At 59.5% G+C, this 21,897-nt stretch carries 20 protein-coding genes, 9 tRNA genes and 1 pseudogene; 10 read left to right on the top strand and 20 right to left on the bottom strand.

What is annotated here, in order from left to right:
* Positions 1 to 88: 88 nt before the first annotated feature.
* Positions 89 to 814, bottom strand: coding sequence for a nucleoside phosphorylase (locus tag AACT07_RS01445; protein WP_069526381.1), 726 nt, complete (start codon positions 812 to 814; stop codon positions 89 to 91).
* Between the two features lie 3 nt (positions 815 to 817).
* Positions 818 to 1,534, bottom strand: a complete 717-nt coding sequence (pnuC, locus tag AACT07_RS01440) for a nicotinamide riboside transporter PnuC (protein WP_069526380.1) — start codon at positions 1,532 to 1,534, stop codon at positions 818 to 820.
* Positions 1,535 to 1,796: 262 nt separating this feature from the next.
* On the opposite strand from pnuC, the gene AACT07_RS01435 reads away from it, so the two are divergent.
* Entirely contained in the window at positions 1,797 to 3,629 is a 1,833-nt protein-coding gene (locus tag AACT07_RS01435; RefSeq protein ID WP_069526379.1) for an SLC13 family permease, read from the top strand.
* 217 nt (positions 3,630 to 3,846) lie between these two features.
* Here AACT07_RS01435 and AACT07_RS01430 read toward each other — a convergent pair.
* The 15 genes and pseudogenes from AACT07_RS01430 to lolB all read right to left on the bottom strand — a co-directional run bounded on the left by AACT07_RS01430 (position 3,847) and on the right by lolB (position 11,667).
* Positions 3,847 to 3,930, bottom strand: a tRNA-Leu gene (locus AACT07_RS01430).
* Positions 3,931 to 3,938: 8 nt separating this feature from the next.
* A tRNA-Met gene (locus AACT07_RS01425) sits at positions 3,939 to 4,015 on the bottom strand.
* Positions 4,016 to 4,054: 39 nt separating this feature from the next.
* Positions 4,055 to 4,129, bottom strand: a tRNA-Gln gene (locus tag AACT07_RS01420).
* A gap of 10 nt (positions 4,130 to 4,139) precedes the next feature.
* Positions 4,140 to 4,216, bottom strand: a tRNA-Met gene (locus AACT07_RS01415).
* 39 nt (positions 4,217 to 4,255) lie between these two features.
* A tRNA-Gln gene (locus tag AACT07_RS01410) sits at positions 4,256 to 4,330 on the bottom strand.
* A gap of 46 nt (positions 4,331 to 4,376) precedes the next feature.
* Positions 4,377 to 4,451: transfer RNA gene (locus tag AACT07_RS01405), tRNA-Gln, on the bottom strand.
* A 46-nt stretch (positions 4,452 to 4,497) separates the two neighbouring features.
* Positions 4,498 to 4,572: transfer RNA gene (locus tag AACT07_RS01400), tRNA-Gln, on the bottom strand.
* Positions 4,573 to 4,580: 8 nt separating this feature from the next.
* Positions 4,581 to 4,657, bottom strand: a tRNA-Met gene (locus tag AACT07_RS01395).
* A 234-nt stretch (positions 4,658 to 4,891) separates the two neighbouring features.
* The gene (ychF, locus tag AACT07_RS01390; RefSeq protein WP_005353921.1) at positions 4,892 to 5,983 is read right to left on the bottom strand and encodes a redox-regulated ATPase YchF; all 1,092 of its coding nucleotides are present in this window, start codon (positions 5,981 to 5,983) and stop codon (positions 4,892 to 4,894) included.
* A 116-nt stretch (positions 5,984 to 6,099) separates the two neighbouring features.
* Complete coding sequence (gene pth, locus AACT07_RS01385; RefSeq protein WP_069526378.1) at positions 6,100 to 6,696, bottom strand: aminoacyl-tRNA hydrolase; 597 nt, start codon at positions 6,694 to 6,696, stop codon at positions 6,100 to 6,102.
* A 218-nt stretch (positions 6,697 to 6,914) separates the two neighbouring features.
* Positions 6,915 to 8,903, bottom strand: a complete 1,989-nt coding sequence (locus tag AACT07_RS01380) for a bifunctional metallophosphatase/5'-nucleotidase (RefSeq protein ID WP_069526377.1) — start codon at positions 8,901 to 8,903, stop codon at positions 6,915 to 6,917.
* A 116-nt stretch (positions 8,904 to 9,019) separates the two neighbouring features.
* The gene (locus AACT07_RS01375; RefSeq protein WP_005343846.1) at positions 9,020 to 9,967 is read right to left on the bottom strand and encodes a ribose-phosphate pyrophosphokinase; all 948 of its coding nucleotides are present in this window, start codon (positions 9,965 to 9,967) and stop codon (positions 9,020 to 9,022) included.
* Between the two features lie 197 nt (positions 9,968 to 10,164).
* A tRNA-Gln gene (locus AACT07_RS01370) sits at positions 10,165 to 10,239 on the bottom strand.
* A pseudogene (gene ispE / locus AACT07_RS01365) lies at positions 10,219 to 11,089 on the bottom strand (4-(cytidine 5'-diphospho)-2-C-methyl-D-erythritol kinase). Before ispE ends, AACT07_RS01370 begins: the two are co-directional and overlap by 21 nt.
* Entirely contained in the window at positions 11,089 to 11,667 is a 579-nt protein-coding gene (gene lolB, locus AACT07_RS01360) for a lipoprotein insertase outer membrane protein LolB (RefSeq protein ID WP_069526375.1), read from the bottom strand. The pseudogene ispE and the gene lolB overlap by 1 nt, the downstream one beginning before the upstream one ends.
* Positions 11,668 to 11,793: 126 nt before the next feature.
* Between lolB and hemA the strand changes: the two genes are divergently transcribed.
* From hemA to kdsA, 6 genes are all read left to right on the top strand, one after another.
* A complete protein-coding gene (gene hemA / locus AACT07_RS01355) occupies positions 11,794 to 13,053 on the top strand; it encodes a glutamyl-tRNA reductase (protein ID WP_005362209.1) in 1,260 nt (419 codons plus the stop codon).
* A 51-nt stretch (positions 13,054 to 13,104) separates the two neighbouring features.
* Positions 13,105 to 14,193 (top strand): peptide chain release factor 1, encoded by a 1,089-nt coding sequence (prfA, locus tag AACT07_RS01350; RefSeq protein ID WP_042061304.1) that lies wholly within the window; start codon positions 13,105 to 13,107, stop codon positions 14,191 to 14,193.
* 61 nt (positions 14,194 to 14,254) lie between these two features.
* Positions 14,255 to 15,106, top strand: coding sequence for a peptide chain release factor N(5)-glutamine methyltransferase (gene prmC, locus AACT07_RS01345; RefSeq protein ID WP_069526374.1), 852 nt, complete (start codon positions 14,255 to 14,257; stop codon positions 15,104 to 15,106).
* 56 nt (positions 15,107 to 15,162) lie between these two features.
* Positions 15,163 to 15,546 carry a SirB2 family protein gene (locus AACT07_RS01340; RefSeq protein ID WP_005334939.1) on the top strand — a complete coding sequence of 128 codons (384 nt, stop codon included), beginning with the start codon at positions 15,163 to 15,165 and terminating at the stop codon, positions 15,544 to 15,546.
* A gap of 12 nt (positions 15,547 to 15,558) precedes the next feature.
* On the top strand, positions 15,559 to 16,359 hold the full coding sequence (locus AACT07_RS01335; protein WP_005334938.1) for a SirB1 family protein: 801 nt from the start codon (positions 15,559 to 15,561) through the stop codon (positions 16,357 to 16,359).
* 97 nt (positions 16,360 to 16,456) lie between these two features.
* The gene (gene kdsA / locus AACT07_RS01330) at positions 16,457 to 17,311 is read left to right on the top strand and encodes a 3-deoxy-8-phosphooctulonate synthase (protein WP_005334937.1); all 855 of its coding nucleotides are present in this window, start codon (positions 16,457 to 16,459) and stop codon (positions 17,309 to 17,311) included.
* Positions 17,312 to 17,461: 150 nt separating this feature from the next.
* Here the strand turns inward: kdsA and grcA are convergent, their stop codons facing one another.
* Positions 17,462 to 17,842: an autonomous glycyl radical cofactor GrcA gene (gene grcA / locus AACT07_RS01325; RefSeq protein WP_005334936.1), complete on the bottom strand. Its 381-nt coding sequence runs from the start codon at positions 17,840 to 17,842 to the stop codon at positions 17,462 to 17,464.
* A 368-nt stretch (positions 17,843 to 18,210) separates the two neighbouring features.
* Here grcA and AACT07_RS01320 point away from each other — a divergent pair, with 368 nt between their 5' ends.
* The 3 genes from AACT07_RS01320 (at position 18,211) to AACT07_RS01310 (ending at position 20,320) form a co-directional block, all read left to right on the top strand.
* The gene (locus AACT07_RS01320) at positions 18,211 to 18,951 is read left to right on the top strand and encodes a substrate-binding periplasmic protein (protein WP_069526373.1); all 741 of its coding nucleotides are present in this window, start codon (positions 18,211 to 18,213) and stop codon (positions 18,949 to 18,951) included.
* A 69-nt stretch (positions 18,952 to 19,020) separates the two neighbouring features.
* Positions 19,021 to 19,698 (top strand): uracil-DNA glycosylase, encoded by a 678-nt coding sequence (gene ung / locus AACT07_RS01315; protein WP_005353881.1) that lies wholly within the window; start codon positions 19,021 to 19,023, stop codon positions 19,696 to 19,698.
* 70 nt (positions 19,699 to 19,768) lie between these two features.
* Positions 19,769 to 20,320 (top strand): hemerythrin domain-containing protein, encoded by a 552-nt coding sequence (locus AACT07_RS01310; protein WP_005362195.1) that lies wholly within the window; start codon positions 19,769 to 19,771, stop codon positions 20,318 to 20,320.
* A gap of 168 nt (positions 20,321 to 20,488) precedes the next feature.
* On the opposite strand, the gene AACT07_RS01305 is transcribed toward AACT07_RS01310, so the two are convergent.
* Both AACT07_RS01305 and AACT07_RS01300 read right to left on the bottom strand, forming a co-directional pair.
* On the bottom strand, positions 20,489 to 21,289 hold the full coding sequence (locus tag AACT07_RS01305) for a helix-turn-helix transcriptional regulator (RefSeq protein WP_069526372.1): 801 nt from the start codon (positions 21,287 to 21,289) through the stop codon (positions 20,489 to 20,491).
* An 11-nt stretch (positions 21,290 to 21,300) separates the two neighbouring features.
* Positions 21,301 to 21,837 (bottom strand): YbhB/YbcL family Raf kinase inhibitor-like protein, encoded by a 537-nt coding sequence (locus tag AACT07_RS01300; protein ID WP_069526371.1) that lies wholly within the window; start codon positions 21,835 to 21,837, stop codon positions 21,301 to 21,303.
* Positions 21,838 to 21,897: the final 60 nt, after the last annotated feature.

The raw sequence follows: 21,897 nt of genomic DNA, 5'->3' as shown, positions 1-21,897 counted from the left end.
CGATGACGAGGGCCATGAGGCTAGCAAGAGCGCGGGCCGGATACCAGCCCGCCTCCTGTCGAATGTGCCGTGATTAACGATTTGCGGGTTATTGCACCAGGGCGTGGAGGGCTGCGGCGATGGCGTTTCGCTCGCCGTTCATCATGGCCTGCTCGGCGTTGACGTACTCATTGACCCCATCCTGCACATCCTGCTCGAACAGCACCACGTTGCAGAGCACGGCGGCAACCCGCACCTTGCGCAGGCGCCCCACGGTCAGCAGGGAGGCGGTCTCCATATCGGCGCCCAGCACACCACGGGCATGCCAGTAGCGGCACACCTCCTGCTCATCATCCCGATAGAAGCTGTCGTGGGAGCGTACCAATCCGTGCCAATGAGGCTGGCTGCCAGTGGCCACATGGTTGAGCAGGGCCGCTTGCAGCCAGATATCGGCGCAGGCGGGGTACTCGGCGGGCAGATAGGCCTGCGAGGCGCCCTCATTGCGTACCGCCCCTTCCACCACGATAAGGTCGCCGAGCCCGATGTCGTGCTGCAGGGCTCCGGCGGAGCCGACCCGAATAAGCGAGCGGGCACCGGCTTGCACCAGCTCCTCCAGCGCGATGATGGCCGAGGCACCGCCGATGCCGGTGCTGCAAACCGTGATGGGCAGCCCCTGATAGCGGCCGTTGATGAGGCGAAACTCCCGGTTTTGCCCCAGCACTTCACACTGCTCGAGCTGGCTGGCGATGCGATCGACCCGGGCCGGGTCGCCGCACAGTACCACCCGCTCGGCAATCTGGTCGGGGCGGCACTGGATATGGGGTAACAGACTCATGGCTTACAGACCTTGTGGCTGTCGCTTGGCGGCAATCACCCAGAGGCGAGTGCCGTTGGCGGCGATAAACAGCAGGATCAGATACTCCAGCGACATGGCGTAGACGCCCTGCGCCGCATAGACACCGATGCTGATGATGTTGATGACGACCCAGAGGATCCAGTTCTCCACGTATTTGCGGGTCATCAGGATCTGGGCGACCACCGAGAGCACCGTCATGGTGGCATCCCAGAACGGGAAGGCATCGGGGGAGGGCTCGGGGGTAGCAAGGTTAGCACCAAACAGGTTGAGCAGGGAGACCGAGGTGCGCGCCAGGGTGGCGAAGACCGGGTCGATATAGCGGGTCAGCAGGGCGATGGCCAGCACGCTCACGGCGGCGGTCACCATCAGTTTGGATTTGCTGAGCCAGCGGATCTGCAGGGTATCCCCCTGATCGTTGGCGGGGCGGGTCCAGGCGTACCAGCCGTAGACGTTGGCGCAGAAGAAGAACAGCTGCAGCATCAACAGCCCGTAGAGCTGGATCTGGAAGAAGATGATGGCAAACAGGCTGACGTTGATCAGACCAAACAGGTAGTTGATGGTCTTCTCCTGACTGGCGAACCAGATGCAGGCCAGCCCGAACAGGGTGCCGATGGCTTCAATCCATGACATGGCATAGCCGCCACCCAGCGGTATGGTCACTAGCGTGTTATTGATGCTGAACAGCTCGAATATGCTCATTTTCTGATCCTTGGGCATGAGGGTAAGTATGCGAGGGGCCATTCTAAGGGGTGAGGGGGAGGAGGGGCAGGACTTTTGTCCGCCCCGGGCTTGGCCCATATCAAAGAAATCGCCGCTGCTGCCCGGTTATTCCAGCAGTGATGGGTTATGGGGCCCCGGCGGGCCGGACTTTATTGATATGTAGCAAGATGATAGCGCCGTGGCTGTGGTCTGATAGAGTCCACTCTCCGGGAGGAGAATCACGTGATAAAAGGAGGTTGTATTGAATTCCGAGCTTGTCTGGGTGCTCTGTCTGCTGGCTGGCGCCATCTATCTCTTCATGACCAACAAGGTGCGCATGGATGTGGTCGCCCTGTTGATCATTATCCTCTTTGTGCTGAGCGGCACCCTCACCCTGCCGGAGGCGCTGGCGGGCTTTAGCGATCCCAACGTTATCCTGATTGCCGCCCTGTTTGTGGTGGGTGAGGGGCTGGTGCGTACCGGCATCGCCTATCAGGTGGGGGATGCATTGGTTAAGGTGGCGGGCAGCAGCGAGACCAAGCTGCTGGTGTTGCTGATGGTCGCGGTGGCGAGTTTGGGGGCTGTGATGAGCAGCACCGGGGTGGTGGCCATCTTTATCCCGGTGGTGCTGAGTGTGGCGAACCGGATGGGGATCCCGGCCGGTCGCCTGATGATGCCCCTCGGTTTTGCCGGGCTGATCAGCGGCATGATGACGCTGGTGGCCACGCCCCCCAACATGGTGGTCAACAGCGAGCTGATGCGCCACGGCATACATGGTTTCGGGTTCTTCGATTTCACCCCCATGGGCGTGCTGATCCTGGGGCTGGGCATCCTCTACATGCTGCTGGTGCGCGGCTCCTTGGTGGGTGAAGGGGAAGAGGGTAAAGGCAAGCCGACCGGGCGCCGCACTCTGCGCGATCTGATCCGAGACTACCGACTGGCCGGTCGGGCCCGTCGTCTGGCGCTGCGGCCGGACTCCCCGCTGATTGGTCACACCCTGGACGAGCTGCAACTGCGCGCCCGTTATGGTGCCCACGTTATCGGGGTGGAACGCTGGCGCAAGTTCCGCCGGGTGATGGTGCCGGTGTCGGGGATCAGTGAGTTCCAGGCCAAGGATGTGCTGCTAATCGACATGTCAGACCCCGAGGTGGATGTGCGGGCGTTTTGCAGCGAGGCGCGGCTCGAGCCGATGATCCTGCGCGGGGAGTATTTCTCCGATCAGGCGCGGGAGGTGGGGATGGCCGAGGTGTCGCTGATCCCTGAGTCCAAGCTGCTGGGTAAAAGCGTGCGTGAGGTGACCTTCCGCTCCAGCTATGGTCTGAGCGTGGTGGGGCTGCGCCGCGACGGTGAAGCGCTGGCAGGCAAGCTGGTGGATGAGCCGCTGCAGATGGGCGACACCCTGCTGGTGGTAGGGAATTGGAGCCACATCAGACAGTTGCAGACCCATAGCCGCGACTTTCTGCTGATGGGGTTGCCCGCTGAAGTGGACGAGATGGCCCCCGCCCGCAGCCAGGCGATCCATGCCCTCTTCTGTCTTGGAGTGATGATCCTGCTGATGGTGACCGATCCGGTGCCCAACGTGATTGCCGCGCTGATCGCCTGTCTGCTGATGGGCAAGTTTCGCTGCATCGACATGGAGAGCGCCTACAAGTCGATCCACTGGCCGACCCTGATCCTCATCGTCGGCATGCTCCCCTTCGCGCTGGCGCTGCAAAAAACCGGCGGGGTGGATCTGATCGTCGGTGGCTTGATGAATGCGGTGGGGGAGATGGGGCCGCGGGTGATGCTGGCCAGCCTGTTTGCCCTCTGTGCCGTGATTGGGCTCTTTATCTCCAACACCGCGACAGCTGTGCTGATGGCGCCCATTGCGCTGGGCACGGCGCAACAGATGGGAGTCTCGCCCTATCCGTTTGCCATGACCATTGCCATCGCCGCCTCGGCCGCTTTTATGACGCCGGTCTCGTCACCGGTGAATACCCTGGTACTGGGGCCGGGCAACTACAAGTTCGCCGACTTTATCCGTATCGGGGTGCCATTCACCCTGTTGGTGATGGCGGTGAGCGTGGTAGCGATCCCCTGGTTCTTCCCGTTCTGATAACCGGGATGATGAATGTGTGCACCAGCGGCCTGCGGGCCGCTTTTTTATGGCCGGGAGACAAGATGGCAAGGCGTGCTCGGAATAAGCGAAGAGTGACGTGAACGGAAATTAACGTGGAGATGGGTTAATAGAGGCGCGAGAGAAAAACTTGGGAGAGGCAAATTTCAGATACAAAAAAACCAGCGTGAGCTGGTCTGTTTGGTACTGCTATTAATGGTGCGGAAGGAGAGACTCGAACTCTCACGCCTAGGGCGCCAGAACCTAAATCTGGTGCGTCTACCAATTTCGCCACTTCCGCAATATTAATGGTGGCTATGACGGGATTCGAACCTGTGACCCCCGCATTATGAGTGCGATGCTCTAACCAACTGAGCTACATAGCCGTTTGTTATCGACCACTGATGTGGAAGAGAACAGAAAAATGGCTGGGGTACTAGGATTCGAACCTAGGGATGGCGAGATCAAAACCCGCTGCCTTACCGCTTGGCGATACCCCAACAGAAATAATGGTGGCTATGACGGGATTCGAACCTGTGACCCCCGCATTATGAGTGCGATGCTCTAACCAACTGAGCTACATAGCCGTTTGTTATCGACCACTGATGTGGAAGAGAACAGAAAAATGGCTGGGGTACTAGGATTCGAACCTAGGGATGGCGAGATCAAAACCCGCTGCCTTACCGCTTGGCGATACCCCAACAGCGCTCCTCAACAGTCATGAGACTGGCAAAGAACTTTTAAAAATGGCTGGGGTACTAGGATTCGAACCTAGGGATGGCGAGATCAAAACCCGCTGCCTTACCGCTTGGCGATACCCCAACAGCGCTCCTCAACAGTCACGGGACTGGCAAAGAACTTTTAAAAATGGCTGGGGTACTAGGATTCGAACCTAGGGATGGCGAGATCAAAACCCGCTGCCTTACCGCTTGGCGATACCCCAACTAGAGATGGTGGCTATGACGGGATTCGAACCTGTGACCCCCGCATTATGAGTGCGATGCTCTAACCAACTGAGCTACATAGCCAACCTTGCTTCCGGTGAGTCGTTGCCTCGTCACCGTGCGGGCCGAATTATGCGTATCTGGCTCTGGGGCGTCAACCCTTTTTTTGCCAGAAAAACGCAATTTGAGTGCGTTTGACCAGTTATTGGTCTCTGTTGCGCAAAAGCCCAACAATCTGCTTTTTTTTAAGACATTGCCATGATTGCCCGGGCAATGGCAGATAAAAAACAGGCCAGCAAATGCTGGCCTGTCATGGGATTAGACGTTGAACAGGAAGTTCATGATATCGCCATCTTTGACGATGTAATCTTTCCCTTCAGCGCGCATCTTGCCCGCTTCCTTGGCGCCTTGCTCACCCTTGTAGTTGATAAAGTCTTCAAAGGCGATGGTTTGGGCGCGAATAAAGCCTTTTTCAAAGTCAGTGTGGATCTTGCCAGCCGCTTGCGGGGCAGTGGCACCGACCGGAATAGTCCAGGCGCGTACCTCTTTCACACCGGCGGTGAAGTAGGTCTGCAGGTTGAGCAGCTGGTAGCCGGAGCGGATAACGCGATTCAGGCCCGGCTCTTCGATGCCCAGATCTGCCATGAACTCGGCGCGATCTTCATCGTCCAGTTCGGCGATGTCGGCTTCGATGGCGCAGCAGACCACGACTACGACCGCGTTCTCGGCGGCGGCGATTTCACGCACCTTGTCCAGATAGGGATTGTTCTCGAAACCATCTTCCGCCACGTTGGCGATATACATGGTGGGTTTCAGGGTCAGGAAGTTGAGGTGGCTCACGGCGGCCAGCTCTTCTTTATCCAGCTTCATGCCGCGGATCATCTGGCCGTTTTCCAGCGCGACCTTGATCTTCTCAAGCACTTCCACTTCCAGCTTGGCATCTTTGTCGCCGCCTTTGGCGCGCTTGGACTGACGGTGAATGGCGCGCTCACAGGCGTCCAGGTCCGACAGGGCCAGCTCGGTGTTGATCACTTCGATGTCGTCAGCAGGGGAGACCTTGCCGGCAACATGAATGATGTTCTCGTCGTCGAAGCAGCGCACAACGTGGCCGATCGCTTCGGTTTCACGGATGTTGGCCAGGAACTGGTTACCCAGACCTTCACCCTTGGAGGCACCGGCAACCAGACCGGCGATGTCGACGAATTCCATGGTGGTCGGCACAACGCGCTGCGGATTGATGATGGCAGCCAGCTGATCGAGGCGGGGATCCGGCATCGGCACCACACCTGTGTTCGGCTCGATGGTGCAGAACGGGAAGTTGGCGGCTTCGATACCGGCCTTGGTCAGCGCGTTGAACAGGGTGGATTTGCCTACATTGGGCAGGCCCACGATACCGCATTTAAAACCCATGGATTGTTACCTTACTTGATGGATGCTGTTGGGGGTCGCCCGCAGGCGGCCCATGTCATGCTTGTTCTGGTCGTTGCTCATGTACCGGCACAATGCCCGTACAGGGTCAAACCGACCTAACCCTTTTCCGCCTTGAAGCTGTGCAAGCGATTCATGGCCTTGGTCATATCTTGTTTGAACAGGATGTCGGTGGCGCGCAGGGACTCGTCCAGCGCGGCGTCGATCAGGTTCTGTTCACTGCTGGGGGCCTTGGTCAGGACGAAGCCTGCCACCTGCTCTTTGCTGCCGGGATGGCCGATCCCGAGACGCAGCCGGAAGAAGTTATTGTTGTTGCCCATCTTGGCGATGATGTCCTTGAGGCCGTTATGGCCACCGTGACCACCACCTTGCTTGAACTTGGCGATGCCCGGCGGCAGATCCAGTTCGTCATGGGCCACCAGAATCGCTTCCGGCTCAATCTGATACAAACGCGCCAGTGCGGCCACCGCCTTGCCAGAGAGGTTCATATAGGTGTTCGGGATGAGCAACCGCACATCCTGCCCCTCGACCAGGATGCGGGCAGTATGGCCGAAGAACTTGGGTTCTTCACGCAGGCTGACATTGTGCCAGCGGGCCAGTTGCTCCACATACCAGGCGCCCGCGTTGTGGCGGGTCTTGGCATATTCCGGGCCGGGGTTGCCCAGTCCGACGATCAGTTTGATTTCGCTTGTCACGCTTGATGTCTTCACTCGCAGCTGCCGTGGGCACACTACCCAGGGCAATAGGACGCAATATTCTAGCCGCCGAGTGGCGATCACTCAACCAATGCGCATGTTATGGCGGGATTTGCAGCATTATTGCGGCCAATGGGTGGCTAACGGTGGGCAAACGGGCCTCTTGCAAGAGGCCCGTTTCAGTTGACCGATGGATTGTGCCCGGTTGACTACCGTCGTTATTTGGTACGCAGCAGGGTGACGGTCTCTTCATCCAGAGCGGTCAGGGTGGGACGGGCATCGCGCACATACTCCACAAAAGACGCTGCATCGGTGCCGCAATCCACGCCGCTGGCTTTGCAATCGAGGGCCTGGCCCGGGGCATAGACGGCGCTCAGCAGTTCACCGTTTTGTGCCACCTTCAGCACCGGGAAGGCGGTCAGCTTGCCATTGACGCTGGCGATGTCAACCCGCTCGCTCTTCTGACGCTGGGCATTGGCCAGTGCCTGCCAGCCATCGTTGCCGTTGGCGCTGTAGGCGTTCATCACCACCCGATAGCGCTGACTATCCACCAGATCTTGCCACTCGCCGCTTGCGGTCTTGCGCTGCAATTGGGTCAGGGTGCCCGCTTTGCCTGCGTCGGTCTCCTGGAAGGTGTAACGCAGGTGGCCGCCATAGGGGAACTTGCCGGCATGGGCGCTGGCGGGCAGGGTGGCGGTGATGGTCTCGGTCAGCAGGGCGCGTACCTCGGCGCCGGTCAGGGTCAGCACCGCGAGCTGGTTCTTGAATGGCAACAGGGTGAGGGCGCTATCCCCCTCACGCCATTCGCCAGCAGGCAGGTCGGCGCGCACGCCGCCCACCGCAACCAGAGAAAAATCGACCGGGCCGCCGGTCAGGGCTTGCACTGCTGGGGTATTGGCCCAGTAGAACTCCCCTTCGGCAACCAGCGGCGCTACATCTGAGCCGTGGCTGTCGCTGCCGTTGTCACCGGGACGACGGGCATTTTGCAGTTGCTCGGGGATGGTGCCGATCACTGGGCCATAAGCTTTCTCCAGCGCCGGTTTGTAGTGGCTGTCGATGATGCCGCGCAGGCGCGGGTCTTCATCCACGGTCACCAGATTGGGCTGGTTGTCGACAAACTGGCTCGCCTCTTTGCTGCGGGTCTCGTCGAGTGCTTGCTTGCGCGCCGCATCGGCGAAGAAGTCGCGGCTGGCCAGCAGGCTGTTGTGGCCCTGGCAGTCTGTCACCTGACCCTGGCTGTCAAAGGTCACCTGTGCCAGACCGATGGCCTGGGCGTAGGAGCCCGCCTGCACCACGCAGGTCTTGCCGATGCCATCCGGATTGGTCACCAGCTTGGCGTAATCGCCGGTCTTGCCCCAGCCGATATTGCGAAAATCGCCGAGCAGGCTGTGGGAGTGGCCGCCGACGATGGCATCGAGGCCGTTTACCTTGGCCGCCAGTGCCAGATCCCGCTCGTTGCCGATGTGGGTCAGCGCCACGATCTGGTGGATCCCCTTGGCTTGCAGCATGTCGACCGTGGCCTGAGCCGAGGCGACCTCCTTGCCAAAGCGCAGCTTGCCGACGTTGGGGGCGATATTGCCCATGTCTTCCAGCACCAGACCGATGACGGCGACCAGCTGTTTGCCTTGTGGCAGGTTGTCGAGATCGGTGACCGGGCTCTTCTGGTTGCCGTCAAAGGCGTAGACAACGAAGGGTTTGAGGTTGTCAGCCTTGCTGAGGGCCGGATCGGCCTTGGTGTCGAGGTTAGCGGCCAGCACCGGGAAGTTGACCCCCTTGATGAAGCGGGCCAGCTTCTGGTTATCCAGATCGAACTCGTGGTTGCCCAGCGCCATGGCATCGAGGCCGAACTGGCTCAGCAACTCGGCGTTGGCCATCCCCTCGTTGAGTTTGAAGTAGCCGCTGCCCTGCCAGGCATCGCCGCCGTGCAGCAGCAGCAAGGGCTGGTTCTTGGCCAGCGCCTCGGCCTGATAGGCTTTCGCCATGGTCAGCAGGCGTGGATAACCGCCAAAGCGGGTATAGAGGGTGTCTGTCTCCCCCTGCTGGGCAAAGATCTGCCCTTTGATCTCAGCATTGACCGGATCAAACTGGGAGTGGGTGTCGTTCATGTGCGCCAGGGTCAGCACAAAGGGCGGGTTCTCTTTGACGGGCTGACAGGCGAACAGGGCGGAGGTGAGGGTCGCGAGCAGGAGGGGACGCAAGCAATTCATGGGTAAATCCTTAAGCCTGCCGGGGGCAGGGTCGTACCAGATAGCAGAAAGTTGGAAAGAGATGGTCCAGAAAGACGAAAACCGCCTGATGGCGGTTTTCGTTATTGCTGAATCTATCAATGCTCAAACATGGCAGAGATGGACTCTTCGTTGCTGATGCGACGAATGGCTTCGGCCAGTACAGTTGACAGAGTAAGCTGCTTGACCTTGCCTACCGCTTTCATCTCCGCAGTGAGCGGGATGGAGTCGGTGATGATCAGTTCATCGATCACGGAGTTCTTGATGTTCTCGACGGCAGAGCCGGAGAAGACCGGGTGAGTGGCGTAAGCGAATACACGCTTGGCACCGCGCTCTTTCAGGGCCTCTGCGGCTTTGCACAGGGTGCCGCCGGTGTCGATCATGTCGTCAACGATGATGCAGTCGCGGCCGGCAACGTCACCGATCAGGTGCATGACCTGGGAGACGTTCGGGCGGGGACGGCGCTTGTCGATGATGGCGATGTCGGTGTCATCCAGCAGCTTGGCGATGGCGCGGGCACGCACGACGCCACCGATGTCCGGGGAGACAACGACAGGAGACTCGAGGTTCTTGGACTTCATGTCTTCCAGCAGCACCGGGCTACCGAACACGTTGTCTACCGGAACGTCGAAGAAACCTTGAATTTGCTCGGCATGCAGATCAACGGTCAGCACGCGATCCACACCGACGCTGGAGAGGAAGTCAGCGACAACCTTGGCGGTGATGGGTACACGGGCGGAGCGGACGCGACGGTCCTGACGGGCATAACCAAAGTAGGGGATAACGGCAGTGATACGGCCAGCTGAAGCACGACGCAGAGCATCCACCATGACGATCAATTCCATCAAATTGTCGTTGGTCGGGGCACAGGTGGATTGAATGATGAAGATATCGCCACCACGTACATTCTCATTGATCTGTACGCTGATCTCGCCGTCGCTAAAGCGACCTACGGCAGCATTGCCGAGTTTGATAAACAGGCGATCTGCGATCTTCTGGGCTAGTTCCGGCGTTGCGTTACCAGCAAACAGCTTCATGTCAGGCACGGTTTGAAACCTCGGGGTTGCATCCAGTATGTGGGGGAGTCTGAAATCAGACCCTATCGTTTTGGGGCAAACGATTTATCAAGATAACGTACAAGGTGTCTGCTGCCCAATGATTGTGATGATACCGGTAACCCGAATCCGTGGCCGAGTGCAAAACCGGCCACGTTAATCACAACGCATCATTGATACTTGGGAATTGGCTGGGGTACTAGGATTCGAACCTAGGAATGGCGAGATCAAAACCCGCTGCCTTACCGCTTGGCGATACCCCAATCATTTGAACTGTTGCAATGTGGAGAAGAGAGGTGATATGTTCTCGCCCTTGGCGACAAACCCATCAAGTCCCTTCGGCACGCAGGCCAACACTTCCCGAGCAGTCACTTCGTCTTCAAATTGAGCAAAGACGCAGGCTCCTGTGCCCGTCATTCTTGACGGCGCGTATTCTAGCAACCAGCCGAGCGCATTGGCAACCTCGGGGTGGCGCTTTTTCACCAGTGATTCGCAATCGTTTTTCCACTCGCCTTCCAGCAGGTTGTCCAGCGCCATTTTCGGCGTGGCTCTCGGCAGGTCCGGATCCTGGAATACGGCTGCGGTCGCTACATGGCAATCGGGCTTGAGCACCAGATACCAGGCAGCGGGCAGTTCGACCGGTTGCAGCCGCTCGCCCACGCCTTCGGCAAAGGCCGCCTTGCCACGGACAAACACCGGCACATCGGCCCCCAACTGGACGCCAAGCGCTGCCAGTTCATCTTCACTCAAACCCGCTTGCCAGAGGTGGTTAAGCGCTACCAGTGTGGTCGCTGCATCGGACGAACCGCCGCCAATGCCGCCACCCATGGGTAGCACTTTCTCCAGCCGGATATGGGCACCTTGCGGGCTCGACAGGGTTGCTTGCAGCAGGCGCGCCGCCCGGATAATCAGATTCTGCTCATCCGGCACCCCGGGAATGGCCGGGCTCAGGGTGAGTGTGTCGCTATTCGGTATCACCTCGAACTCGAGCCAGTCGCTGTGGTTGAGGAAGATAAACAGGGTCTGCAGCTCGTGATAGCCATCGGGACGACGGCCATTGACGTGTAGAAACAGGTTGAGTTTGGCCGGTGCCGGCCAGCGTGTGGAAGCCATTAACGTGCAAGAGTCCATTGGTTGATCTGAAGCTTGAGGCGGCTGTTCTGGCCGGTCATGGTCAGCTGGTGCGGCAGGCGGTAGCCATCCTGATCCCGATAATCGCCATAGACGATCTGCCACTGGCCGTCGCGCACGCTGGCCAGACTGCTGTCGGGGTTGAGTTCAAACTCCGCCTGACCCGGCAGCCCCTTGATCCACTCTGGCAATCCCGCAACCGGAATATTCCAGCCGGTCAGTTGATAGATGAGCGCTTCGGCATCCTGGCTCTGGTGGCGATTGCCGTCGCTGTCGAGCAGGGTGATCTCTCCCTTGCTGCGGGAGAGCTCCAGAATGCTGGTGCCAATCAGGCTGGTGAGGTTGAGGCGATAATCATCGCCATCCTGCTGCCAGTTGAGGCGGGCACTGCCCTTTTGCTGGGGGGTGATGATGGCCATCTTGCCGGATAGCTGCCAGTGGGTCAGCTGCTCGAGACGGGCCCGCTCCTGGTTCCAGTTCACCTGGTCACGCTGGGGCTGGGTGGTGGCACAACCGGCCAGCAACAGCAGGCAGGTGAGGGTAAAAATACGTAGCAGCAAGAGACGGCTCCAGAGAGAGGAATTTGCCACAGTATACGGGGCGGCCGTATTGCTTTTAAAGACTTACCCTTTCTCGTACAATTGGCAGCCTTTGCACCCAGCGTATGAAATGATCGTCGCCCACTCATGAGTTTGCTTGCCCTCGGAATCAACCACAACACCGCCAGTGTCGCCTTGCGGGAACGGGTCGCCTTTGGCCCGGACTGCATCGATCGCGCCTTGCGTGAGCTGGTGAGCCAACCCGGTGTCAGCGAGGCGGTGATCGTCTCCACCTGCAACCGGACCGAACTCTATTGCAATCTGGAGGAGGAGCGGCAGGAGCAAGTGCTGCGCTGGCTGCAACAGTTCCACGGGCTGGACGCGGCCGAACTGGTCACTGCCATCTATCAGCATCACGATGAAGAGGCGGTGCGCCACCTGATGCGGGTGGCGTGCGGGCTCGACTCGCTGGTGCTGGGGGAGCCGCAGATCCTGGGGCAGATCAAGCAATCCTACGCTCACGCCCAGCAGGCGGAGTCGGTGAAGGGGGCGCTGGAGCGGTTGTTCCAGAAATCCTTCTCGGTGGCGAAAAGAGTGCGTACCGATACCGAGATTGGTGCCAGTGCAGTGTCGGTGGCGTTTGCTGCCGTCAGTCTGGGTCGGCGGATCTTCTCCGATCTCTCCCAGACCAAGGTGCTGCTGGTCGGGGCGGGGGAGACCATTGAACTGGTGGCCCGTCATCTGCGCGAGCAGAACGTCACCAAGATGATGGTGGCTAACCGCACCCTGCAGCGTGCCCAGACCCTGGCAGCTGAATTCGGTGCCCAGGTGATGACGCTCGAAGAGATCCCCGACTATCTGCACGAGGCGGATATTGTCATCAGCTCGACCGCCAGCCCACTGCCCATCATCGGCAAGGGGATGGTAGAGCGCGCGCTGAAGGCCCGCCGCTTCAAACCCATGTTTCTGGTGGATATTGCCGTGCCGCGCGACATCGAAGCCGAAGTCGATGAGCTCTCCGATGCCTATCTCTACACGGTGGATGATTTGCAGGGGATCATCGAGCAGAACCTCGAAACCCGTAAACGGGCTGCCGCACAGGCGGAAGTGATCGTGCAGGAAGAGCGCGACGAGTTTATGGGCTGGTATCGCGGCCAGAGCTCGGTCGACCTCATTCGCGATTACCGCCATCAGTCACAGCAAGTGGCTGATGAAGAGTTGCAACGGGCCCTGCTGGCATTGGCGCAGGGCGAGAGTGCCGAACAGGCGCTCAAGGCGATGGCCCATCGCCTCACCAACAAATTGATCCACGCGCCGACCCAGGCGTTGCGCCAGGCTGCCTCCCAGGGGGATCAGAGCGAGCTCTCCCGCTTGCGGCAGGCGCTGGGGTTGTCACAAGAGCCATAATTTTCGGGCAACCTGCCGGTTGTCCCGTCCTCCATTGAGAATGCAAGAGTTATGAATCCGTCACTGATCAGAAAGCTGGAAGGCCTCATCGAGCGCCACGAAGAAGTACAGGCCATGCTCGGCGAGCCAGACGTGGTCTCGGATCAGGATCGCTACCGCGCCCTGACCCGCGAATATGCCCAGCTGGAAGATATCGTTCACGCCTTCCAGCGTTACCGTCAGGCTCAGGATGATCTTGAGACCACCCAGATGATGCTGGAGGAGGAGGATGCCGACCTGCGCGAGATGGCGCAGGAGGAGCTGCCGCTCGCCAAGGCCAATCTGGAGGCGCTGGAGCAGGAGCTGCAACTGATGTTGCTGCCCAAGGATCCCAAGGATGACAACAATTGCTATCTGGAGATCCGCGCCGGTGCCGGTGGCGACGAAGCGGCCATCTTTGCCGGTGACCTGTTCCGCATGTATTCACGGTTTGCCGAGCGTCAGGGCTGGCGCGTCTCCATCGTCAGCTGCAACGATGGTGAATACGGTGGCTACAAGGAGGTGATCGCCAAGATCGACGGCGAGCGCGTCTATGGCCGTCTCAAGTTTGAATCCGGTGGTCACCGGGTACAGCGGGTGCCGGAGACCGAGTCTCAGGGCCGGGTGCACACCTCCGCCTGTACCGTCGCCGTGCTGCCGGAAGTGCCGGAAGCCGAGCAGATCGAGATCAACCCTTCCGATCTGAAGATCGACACCTTCCGCGCCTCCGGTGCCGGCGGTCAGCACGTCAACAAGACCGACTCGGCCATTCGCATCACCCACCTGCCGACCGGTCTGGTGGTGGAGTGTCAGGATGAGCGCTCCCAGCACAAGAACCGCGCCAAGGCGATGTCGGTGCTCTCAGCCCGCCTGCAAGCGGCCGAGGATGAGCGCCACCGCGCCGCCGAGCAGAGCACCCGCCGCAATCTGGTGGGCTCCGGCGATCGCTCCGAGCGCATCCGTACCTACAACTACCCGCAGGGCCGCCTCTCCGAGCACCGCATCAACCTGACCCTCTATCGCCTCTCCGAAATTTTGGAAGGGGATCTGGACTGCGTTATCACTCCGCTGGTGCAGGAGTATCAGGCCGATCAGCTCGCCTCGCTGGCCGAGAACAACTAATGCAAATGGTGATCCGGCAAGCTCGCATTAAGTGTTCTGCCCATAAGGTGGAGTGGCACTGATGCAGATCCAGCAGGCCCGCGCCCATATCATGACTGTGTTGGCTGAGGGGGAGTCCCCCCGCGCCGATGCCGATGTACTGCTCTGTAATCTGCTCGGGTGTCGTCGCAGCTATCTGATGACCTGGCCTGAGCGTGAGCTGGATGCCGCCCAGCAGGCCACCCTGCAGACGTGGCTGGCTCGTCGTCTCAACGGCGAACCCATCGCCCATCTGGTGGGCGAGCGGGAGTTCTGGTCGCTGCCGCTGAAAGTGAGCCCGGCGACCCTGATCCCGCGCCCCGATACCGAGGTGCTGGTCGAGCAGGCGCTGACCAGAATCCCGCAGGGGCCGTGCGCCGTGCTGGATCTCGGCACCGGCACTGGCGCCATCGCGCTGGCGCTCAAGTCCGAGCGGCCCGAAATCGATGTGTGGGCGGTGGATCGGATGGCCGATGCCGCGGCGCTGGCCCGCGAGAACAGCGCCGCGCTGGGGTTACCCATCGAGGTGCGCGATGGCAGCTGGTTCGAGCCCCTTGGCGAGCCGGATCGCGACAATACGCCACGTTTTGCGGTGATTGTCTCCAATCCCCCCTATATTGATGGCGCCGATCCCCATCTCGAGCAGGGTGACGTGCGCTTTGAACCTCGCTCGGCGCTGGTTGCCGATGACGCCGGGCTGGCCGATATCCGCCACATCGTGGCCCATGCCCCCGCTTATCTGTTGCCTGACGGCTGGTTGCTGCTGGAGCATGGCTGGGATCAGGGGGAGGCGGTGCGCCAGCTGCTGCAGGATCTGGGCTATCGCAGCGTAACCACGGTGCGTGATTACGGGGATAACGACAGGGTGACGCTGGGCCTCTGCCCGCTGCGCTGACGGTTCCTCACTGTTACACGGCGGGTTGCCTGTGCGCCCCCATGCAAGGATTGAATATGGTTTTTGTGCTCAAACACCTGCACCTCACCCTGATTGCCGGGGCCGTGCTGATGTTTATGCTCCGCTTCTACTGGGTACAGACCGCCACTGGTCGAGCCTATAGCGCGCCGGTGATGAAGGTCAGCGGCTGGCTCAACGGTCTGGTGGTGCTCTCCGGCGTATTGCTCTGCATGGTGCTGGATCTCAACCCGCTCAATAACGGAACGCCCTGGCTCAGCGAGAAGCTGATGGCCATTCTGGTGCTGGTATTTCTGGCGGCGATGGCGCTGCGGCTGGCCAAAAGCAATCTGGTGCGCTGGTGCTCCTTTCTGGGGGCGCTCGGCTGGATCTACTTTATTGCCAAGTTGGCAGTGCTCAAACAGACGAGTGTGTTCGGCTAAGGCATGAAGAGAATGTTACACATAGACGAATGGACCGATTTCGAAGCCCACGACATCACCGAGCTGGCGTTGTCAGTCAGTGACGAAATTTATGGCTCGGTCGAGGAGGGGATGCGCGAGTTGAACCTGCTGGACGAGTGGCTGGACGAGCAGATCGAAGAGGGCACCTGCGATGAGGTGCGCCAGCAGTTGCTGCAGGGCTTCTACCACAGCCTCGGTTTTCATGGCGACTGGCAGGATTATTTCTCTGCCAACAACTGCGATCTCAATCAGGTGCTGGTTCAGCGCAAAGGGATCCCGGTCAGCCTCGGCATTCTCATCATCCAGCTGGGGCGCAAGCTTGGGCTCGATGTGGAGGGGATCTGCTTCCCCGGCCACTTCCTGGTGAGCTTTGCCGGTGGCGAGGGGGAGGTCTATGTCGACCCCTTTACCGGCGACGAGCTGAGCCTGGCCCGCATCGAGCTGCTGCTGCGCGGTGCGTTGGGGGACTTGGCGACCCTGACCCCCGACTACCTGCAGCCCTCCGGCCAGTGGGAGATCATCGAACGGCTGCTCAACGTCAGCAAGGGGGCCCTGCTGCGGGAAGACCGCATGCCCGAGGCGCTGCGTTGCAGCGAGCTGTTGTTGCGGATGAAGCCCGGCGATCCGCTGGAGACGCGGGATCGCGGCTTTATCTACGAGCAGCTCGATTGCCCGCGTCAGGCCGCCGACGATTTTGAATATTTTATTGAACAATGCCCGGACGATCCGGTCGCCGATGTGCTGAAAGTGCAGCTGGCCGCGCTGGATCTGAGTCCCAAGCCCCTCCATTAAGGGCGGCTTGAAACTGAAACAGAAGAATATCAAGGCCGCTGCGTCCGGTCGCAACGGAGTAACTTGGCTTCAGGCCCTTTTATTAAGGATGTCTTAGATGGAACAGAAGAATATCAAGATCAACCAGATCGACGTTGCCAATGACAAACCGTTCGTGCTGTTTGGCGGCATGAACGTGTTGGAATCCCGCGACATGGCGATGGCGGTGTGCGAGAAGTACGTGGAAGTGACCAGCAAGCTGGGCATCCCGTTTGTGTTCAAGGCGAGCTGGGACAAGGCCAACCGCTCCTCCATCCACTCCTACCGCGGTCCGGGTCTGGAAGAGGGGATGAAGATTTTCCAGGAGCTGAAAGCGACTTTCGGCATGCCGGTCATCTCCGATCTGCACGAGCCCCATCAGGCCAAGCCGGTCGCCGAGGTGGTGGACGTTATCCAGCTGCCCGCCTTCCTGGCGCGCCAGACTGATCTGGTGGAAGCCATGGCCCGCACCGGCAACGTTATCAACATCAAGAAGCCGCAGTTCCTCAGCCCAAGTCAGATGAAGAACATCACCGACAAGTTCGAGGAGTGCGGCAACGATCAGCTGATCCTCTGCGAGCGCGGTGCCAATTTCGGCTACGACAATCTGGTGGTGGATATGCTGGGCCTGGGCGTGATGAAGAAGAGCACTGGTGGCTATCCGGTGATCTTTGACGTGACCCACTCCCTGCAGTGCCGTGATCCGCTGGGTGCCGCCTCCGGTGGCCGTCGCGAGCAAGTGACCGAGCTGGCGCGCGCCGGCATGGCGGTCGGTCTGGCCGGTCTCTTTATCGAATCACACCCGGATCCGAAAATTGCCCGCTGCGATGGCCCTAGCGCTCTGCCGCTGGAGAAGCTGGAAGGCTTCCTCAAACAGATGAAGGCCATCGATGACCTGATCAAGGGCTTCGAACCCCTCGATACCTCGGCCTGATCCCGACGCTGTCATGCCTGATGAAAATGCCCCGCAATGCTGGGCATTTTTTGATAAGGATGCGGTGACAAGCACGCATAAAAAAACGGCCAGTCGGCCGTTTTTTTGTGCTGATACCGCAAGTATCAGCTCTTCACTGCAGGGCGCTGATTACAGGCTCTGGGTGAAAGTACGGGTAACCACGTCACGCTGCTGTTCCGGGGTCAGGGCGTTGAAACGCACAGCGTAGCCAGATACACGGATAGTCAGCTGCGGGTATTTCTCCGGGTTTTCGATAGCATCTTCCAGAGTTTCGCGACGCAGCACGTTGACGTTCAGGTGCTGGCCACCTTCAACAGCAGGTTCAGCCTGAACCGGCAGTTCGCGGTATTCGAACTGACCCAAGTCAGCCAGTTGCACTTCTTGATCGGCAGCGAAAGCATCGCCTTTGACGCAGATGCAGCGAGCTTGTTGCTTCTCTTCGTCCAGCAACCAGAAAGAGTTCAGCAGAGCGGTGTTGGCGGCCTGGGTGATTTGAATGCCTTTGATCATGGTATGACTCCTCAATGGGAACGCGAATCCAACTGTAAGGAAATTACCCTGATGTATTTAAGCTACCGTCGATGGCGATGACTTAAAGGGCCCTTGCCTTACACCTTTTCTTTGATGGGGTCATATATACCACGGTGGTAATATTACCAAAATTGATCTAGATCAAGAAAACCCGACAAAACGCCATTTCAATGGGATTAAATTCTTGAGTTGAATCAAAAATAGGTCATTTTTCTGATTTTTTAAGATATCCAAATTATGCATCTTTTATCTCGTTAATCTAGTAATTTAACTACATCTTTTCGGCTTTTTCTGAGGTTAATTGAGGGGTTGGCGACACTCAGCAAAAAAAGCGAGGAGAGTGCCGGGTGAATAATGGGTGGCGAAAGTGGGCATGGCTCGCCCTGTGCTGTTGCTGGGCAAGCAGTGTTGCGGTACGGGCCGAGACGGTGCGTATTGCTGTGGGCGAGTGGCCGCCCTATATCAGTGAGTCGTTGCCCAATCAGGGCTTCCTCTGCGAGGTGGTGCGCCAGGCCTTTGCCGAAGAGGGGCTCGATGTCAGTTTTCACTTCTATTCCTGGGCCGAGGCTTACCGACTGACTCTGGAGGGGCGCTATGTGGTCACCATGCCCTGGTTTTGCTCCCGCGAGCGGGGGCAGCTTTTCTATCTCTCCGCCTCGCTCGGCCATTTCACCACTCGCCTGATGACGCTGACCGGTACGCCCGCGGTCAATCTGGGTGAGCTGAAACACGAGCCGGTCGGGGGGACCCGTGGCTATTTTTATGGCGATGGTTTTGCCGCTCGCCAAGCCGGGCTCAACCTCGAGTGGTCAGAGTCTGATGAAGAGAGCATGGGCAAGCTGCTTGACGGGCGGATCCACTATCTGGTGATGGATGAGCAGGTGGCACAGACCCTGTTCCAGCTGGCGCTCGTTCGTCATCCCCAATCGCTGTCACTGACCGGTGCTGCCGACCCCATCTGGTCGCAACCGGGATACCTGCTGATGCGCGAGGCCGATCCCGAGGCGCGCCGTCTGATGTTGCTGTTCAATACCGGGCTGCGCAAGCTGGAGCGCTCGGGGCGCCTCGCCAGGCTTTGGAAAGCGTGAGCCACGGTTGCGTCTTGCGGGCTGGCCCCCTATCCTGAGCCCTTCGCCGTATCAAGTGAGGAGGCCGGGGTGCTGACCTGGAGTGATGTGATTGGCTCTGAGAAAGAGCAGGACTATTTCAAGAGTACGCTGGCAACTGTCAGAGCCGAGCGGGAAGCGGGCAAGGTGATCTACCCGCCAGCTACCGATGTGTTCAATGCCTTCAAGCTGACCGAGCTGGATCAGGTCAAGGTGGTGATCTTGGGGCAGGATCCCTACCACGGCCCCAATCAGGCGCACGGTCTCTGTTTCTCCGTTCTGCCCGGCGTGCGTACGCCCCCCTCACTGGTCAACATCTATAAAGAAATGCAGCGTGACCTGCCAGGTTTCGTCACACCCAATCACGGCTTTCTCGAATCCTGGGCCAAACAAGGTGTCTTGCTGCTCAACACTGTGCTGACGGTGCAGGCCGGTCAGGCCCATTCCCACGCCCATCTGGGATGGGAGACCTTTACCGATCGGGTCATCGAGCAGATCAATGCCAGCTGTCAGGGTGTGGTATTCCTGCTGTGGGGCGCCCACGCCCAGAAGAAGGGACGTTTCATCGACCGCCAGCGCCACTATGTGCTGACCGCGCCGCACCCGAGCCCACTCTCTGCCCACCGCGGTTTCATCGGTTGCGGTCACTTTAGCGAGACCAATCGCTTGCTGGAACAACAGGGCAAGAGTCCAATAGAGTGGAAATCTGTCTGCATCCCACTTGATTGAGTGCAAAGTTCGGGCGACAAATGACCGTATACTCAGGGACATAAGATTAATTCAGAGCCAAGGAGTGCCCATGTTATCCAGTCTGCACAAGGACCATCTAAACATCGCCCGACTTTTGGAGCTGCTCAAGCACAAGCTGGCAGCCATTCGTGCCGAAGAGCCCATCAGCTATTTTCTGGTGCGCGATGTCATCGACTACCTGCGGGAGGTCTCTGACAAGTACCACCATCCCAAGGAAGACCTCATCTATGACTACTACCTGAAATATAGGGTGGTGGAGGGGGAGGTTGCCAACCGCCTGCAGGAGGAGCACGTCAAGCTGCTGGAGGCCGGGGCCGATCTCAAGGAGATGGTGGAGATGATCCTGATGGATGCTGTGATCCCCCTCGATCAGTTCACCACCAAGCTGGAGCGCTTCGTGGAGCTGCAAGAGGCACACATGAACTATGAAGAGGGGGTGATCTTCCCCCATCTGCGTGACTCCCTGACCGAGGATGACTGGCGTCATCTGGAGCAAAACTGGCAGAACCGCGCCATTGGCGACCCCCTGTTCGGGGCTGAGGTGAGCCAGCACTTCCAGGCACTGGCCAAACGGCTCTCTCTGCCGCTCACGAACGGCTAAGACGAGCCCGTACCCGCAGCGTGGCAGGTATTGTATGAGTGCAACTTGAGTGAAAACAGAAAGGCCTCCATCCGGAGGCCTTTTGCATTATGGATGTTGCCATCCATTGCGCAGCCCAAGGATACACAACTGCTGGCAGTCACTCTCTTCAGAGAAGTTACTTATCGACTATCTGGCGTGACTGAGCAGGGTGGATGGGCAGGTGTGCAGGTATTGGTGGGGCGTCAGGCCAAACTCCTGTTTGAAGCGGGCGGCAAAGCGGCTGGGGGAGTCATAACCGCAGGCGAGGGCGACCTCCAGCGGGGTCAGGCCCTGTTGCAACAGGTTGAGGGCGTGGCTCATGCGTACCTGAGCCAGCAACTGGCGAAAGCTGCGACCTTCGGCGGCCAGCTTGCGCACCATGGAGGCGCGGCTCATGGAGAAGTGGGGGGCCACCGCCTCCAGGGTGTGGTCGATGCCGGGTTCCACCGCCAGGTAGCGGGCCAGCCGCTCTGCGAGGGTCATGGTGCTGGCGGGAAAGAGCAATCCAAGGGCGTTGGCGGCCCGCAGCTCGGCATAGAAGCCGCGCAGCAGTTCGGCCTGTGTTGCTTCGCTCAGTCCCCGTTCGGCCATGGTGCTGATGAGCTCAAAGCAGAAGGCGAGCCCGGGGGTGACCTTGACGGCGGGTTCCTCCAGTTCAGCGTGGGAAGGGGCTGACTCGGCCAGCCATTCTGGTGGCGGCGGAGTGAGCAGCGTGATGGCGTGGGAGCGAAACTTGCCCTGCTCCGGCTGATTGACGAAGGTGAGCTGGTGGCCTGCCGGGATCAGCAGCCACCGCTCCCTGTCAAACGACAGACGTCGCTCGCGCCACCACAGTTGCTTGCTCCCCTGGGTGACCCAGATGAGGGTCGGAGCATAGATGAGCACCCGATGCAGGGGCTGCTGGCGGATCCCGAGATAGTGGCTCTGTTGCAGCAGGGGAGTGCTCATCCGGTTGGCTCCTAGGGGGTGACGAAGGTGGCGGTCAGGGTGGCCTTGCCGAGCGCCATGCTGTTGAGCATGTAGCCTACCATAGCGGGCGGGGTATCGGCCTTCACCTCGAGATCATGGGGCAGGGCCCAGGCGGTGAACTGATAGCGGTGCATGCCGTGACCTGCGGGCGGGCAGGGGCCGCCGTAACCCTGGCTGCCAAAGTCGGTGCGGATCTCCAATCCCTGCTTGAGCTTGCCGGAGGCATTGCTGGCCAGTTCGCTCTGGGTGGCAGGCAGGTTAACCACCAGCCAGTGCCACCAACCGCTGCCGGTAGGGGCATCGGGGTCATAGGCGGTGATGGCAACACTCTTGGTGCCTGCCGGCAGATCCTGCCAGCTAAGTTGGGGCGAGTGGTTGTCGCCGCTGCAGCCAAAGCCGTTGAAGCTGAACTGTTTGGCCATCAGCTGGCCTTCGTGAATGTCTGTGCTCTTCAGGGTCATGGCAAAGGCTGGCATGGCCGTCAGGCAGAGCAGTGGCAACAGGGCACTCTGTTTGAGCAATTTCATCGGGTGACTCCTCGTGTGGTAACGGGTTCACTTTAACGAAGGCAGGGTAGAATGTTATTG

The organism is Aeromonas sp. ANP5 (assembly GCF_963870295.1).
Lineage (GTDB): Bacteria > Pseudomonadota > Gammaproteobacteria > Enterobacterales > Aeromonadaceae > Aeromonas > Aeromonas veronii.
The sequence above is the reverse complement of the archived record's forward strand: the minus strand, read 5'-3'. Positions and strand labels throughout refer to the sequence as shown.

Excerpts from the sequence above, each read along its gene's own strand:
- AACT07_RS01445 (WP_069526381.1), bottom strand. The coding sequence starts at position 814 with ATGAGTCTGTTACCCCATATCCAGTGCCGCCCCGACCAGATTGCCGAG.
- pnuC (WP_069526380.1), bottom strand. The coding sequence starts at position 1,534 with ATGAGCATATTCGAGCTGTTCAGCATCAATAACACGCTAGTGACCATA.
- ychF (WP_005353921.1), bottom strand. The coding sequence starts at position 5,983 with ATGGGTTTTAAATGCGGTATCGTGGGCCTGCCCAATGTAGGCAAATCC.
- AACT07_RS01380 (WP_069526377.1), bottom strand. The coding sequence starts at position 8,903 with ATGAATTGCTTGCGTCCCCTCCTGCTCGCGACCCTCACCTCCGCCCTG.
- hemA (WP_005362209.1), top strand. The coding sequence starts at position 11,794 with ATGAGTTTGCTTGCCCTCGGAATCAACCACAACACCGCCAGTGTCGCC.
- prfA (WP_042061304.1), top strand. The coding sequence starts at position 13,105 with ATGAATCCGTCACTGATCAGAAAGCTGGAAGGCCTCATCGAGCGCCAC.
- prmC (WP_069526374.1), top strand. The coding sequence starts at position 14,255 with ATGCAGATCCAGCAGGCCCGCGCCCATATCATGACTGTGTTGGCTGAG.
- AACT07_RS01340 (WP_005334939.1), top strand. The coding sequence starts at position 15,163 with ATGGTTTTTGTGCTCAAACACCTGCACCTCACCCTGATTGCCGGGGCC.
- AACT07_RS01335 (WP_005334938.1), top strand. The coding sequence starts at position 15,559 with ATGTTACACATAGACGAATGGACCGATTTCGAAGCCCACGACATCACC.
- kdsA (WP_005334937.1), top strand. The coding sequence starts at position 16,457 with ATGGAACAGAAGAATATCAAGATCAACCAGATCGACGTTGCCAATGAC.
- grcA (WP_005334936.1), bottom strand. The coding sequence starts at position 17,842 with ATGATCAAAGGCATTCAAATCACCCAGGCCGCCAACACCGCTCTGCTG.
- AACT07_RS01310 (WP_005362195.1), top strand. The coding sequence starts at position 19,769 with ATGTTATCCAGTCTGCACAAGGACCATCTAAACATCGCCCGACTTTTG.
- AACT07_RS01305 (WP_069526372.1), bottom strand. The coding sequence starts at position 21,289 with ATGAGCACTCCCCTGCTGCAACAGAGCCACTATCTCGGGATCCGCCAG.
- AACT07_RS01300 (WP_069526371.1), bottom strand. The coding sequence starts at position 21,837 with ATGAAATTGCTCAAACAGAGTGCCCTGTTGCCACTGCTCTGCCTGACG.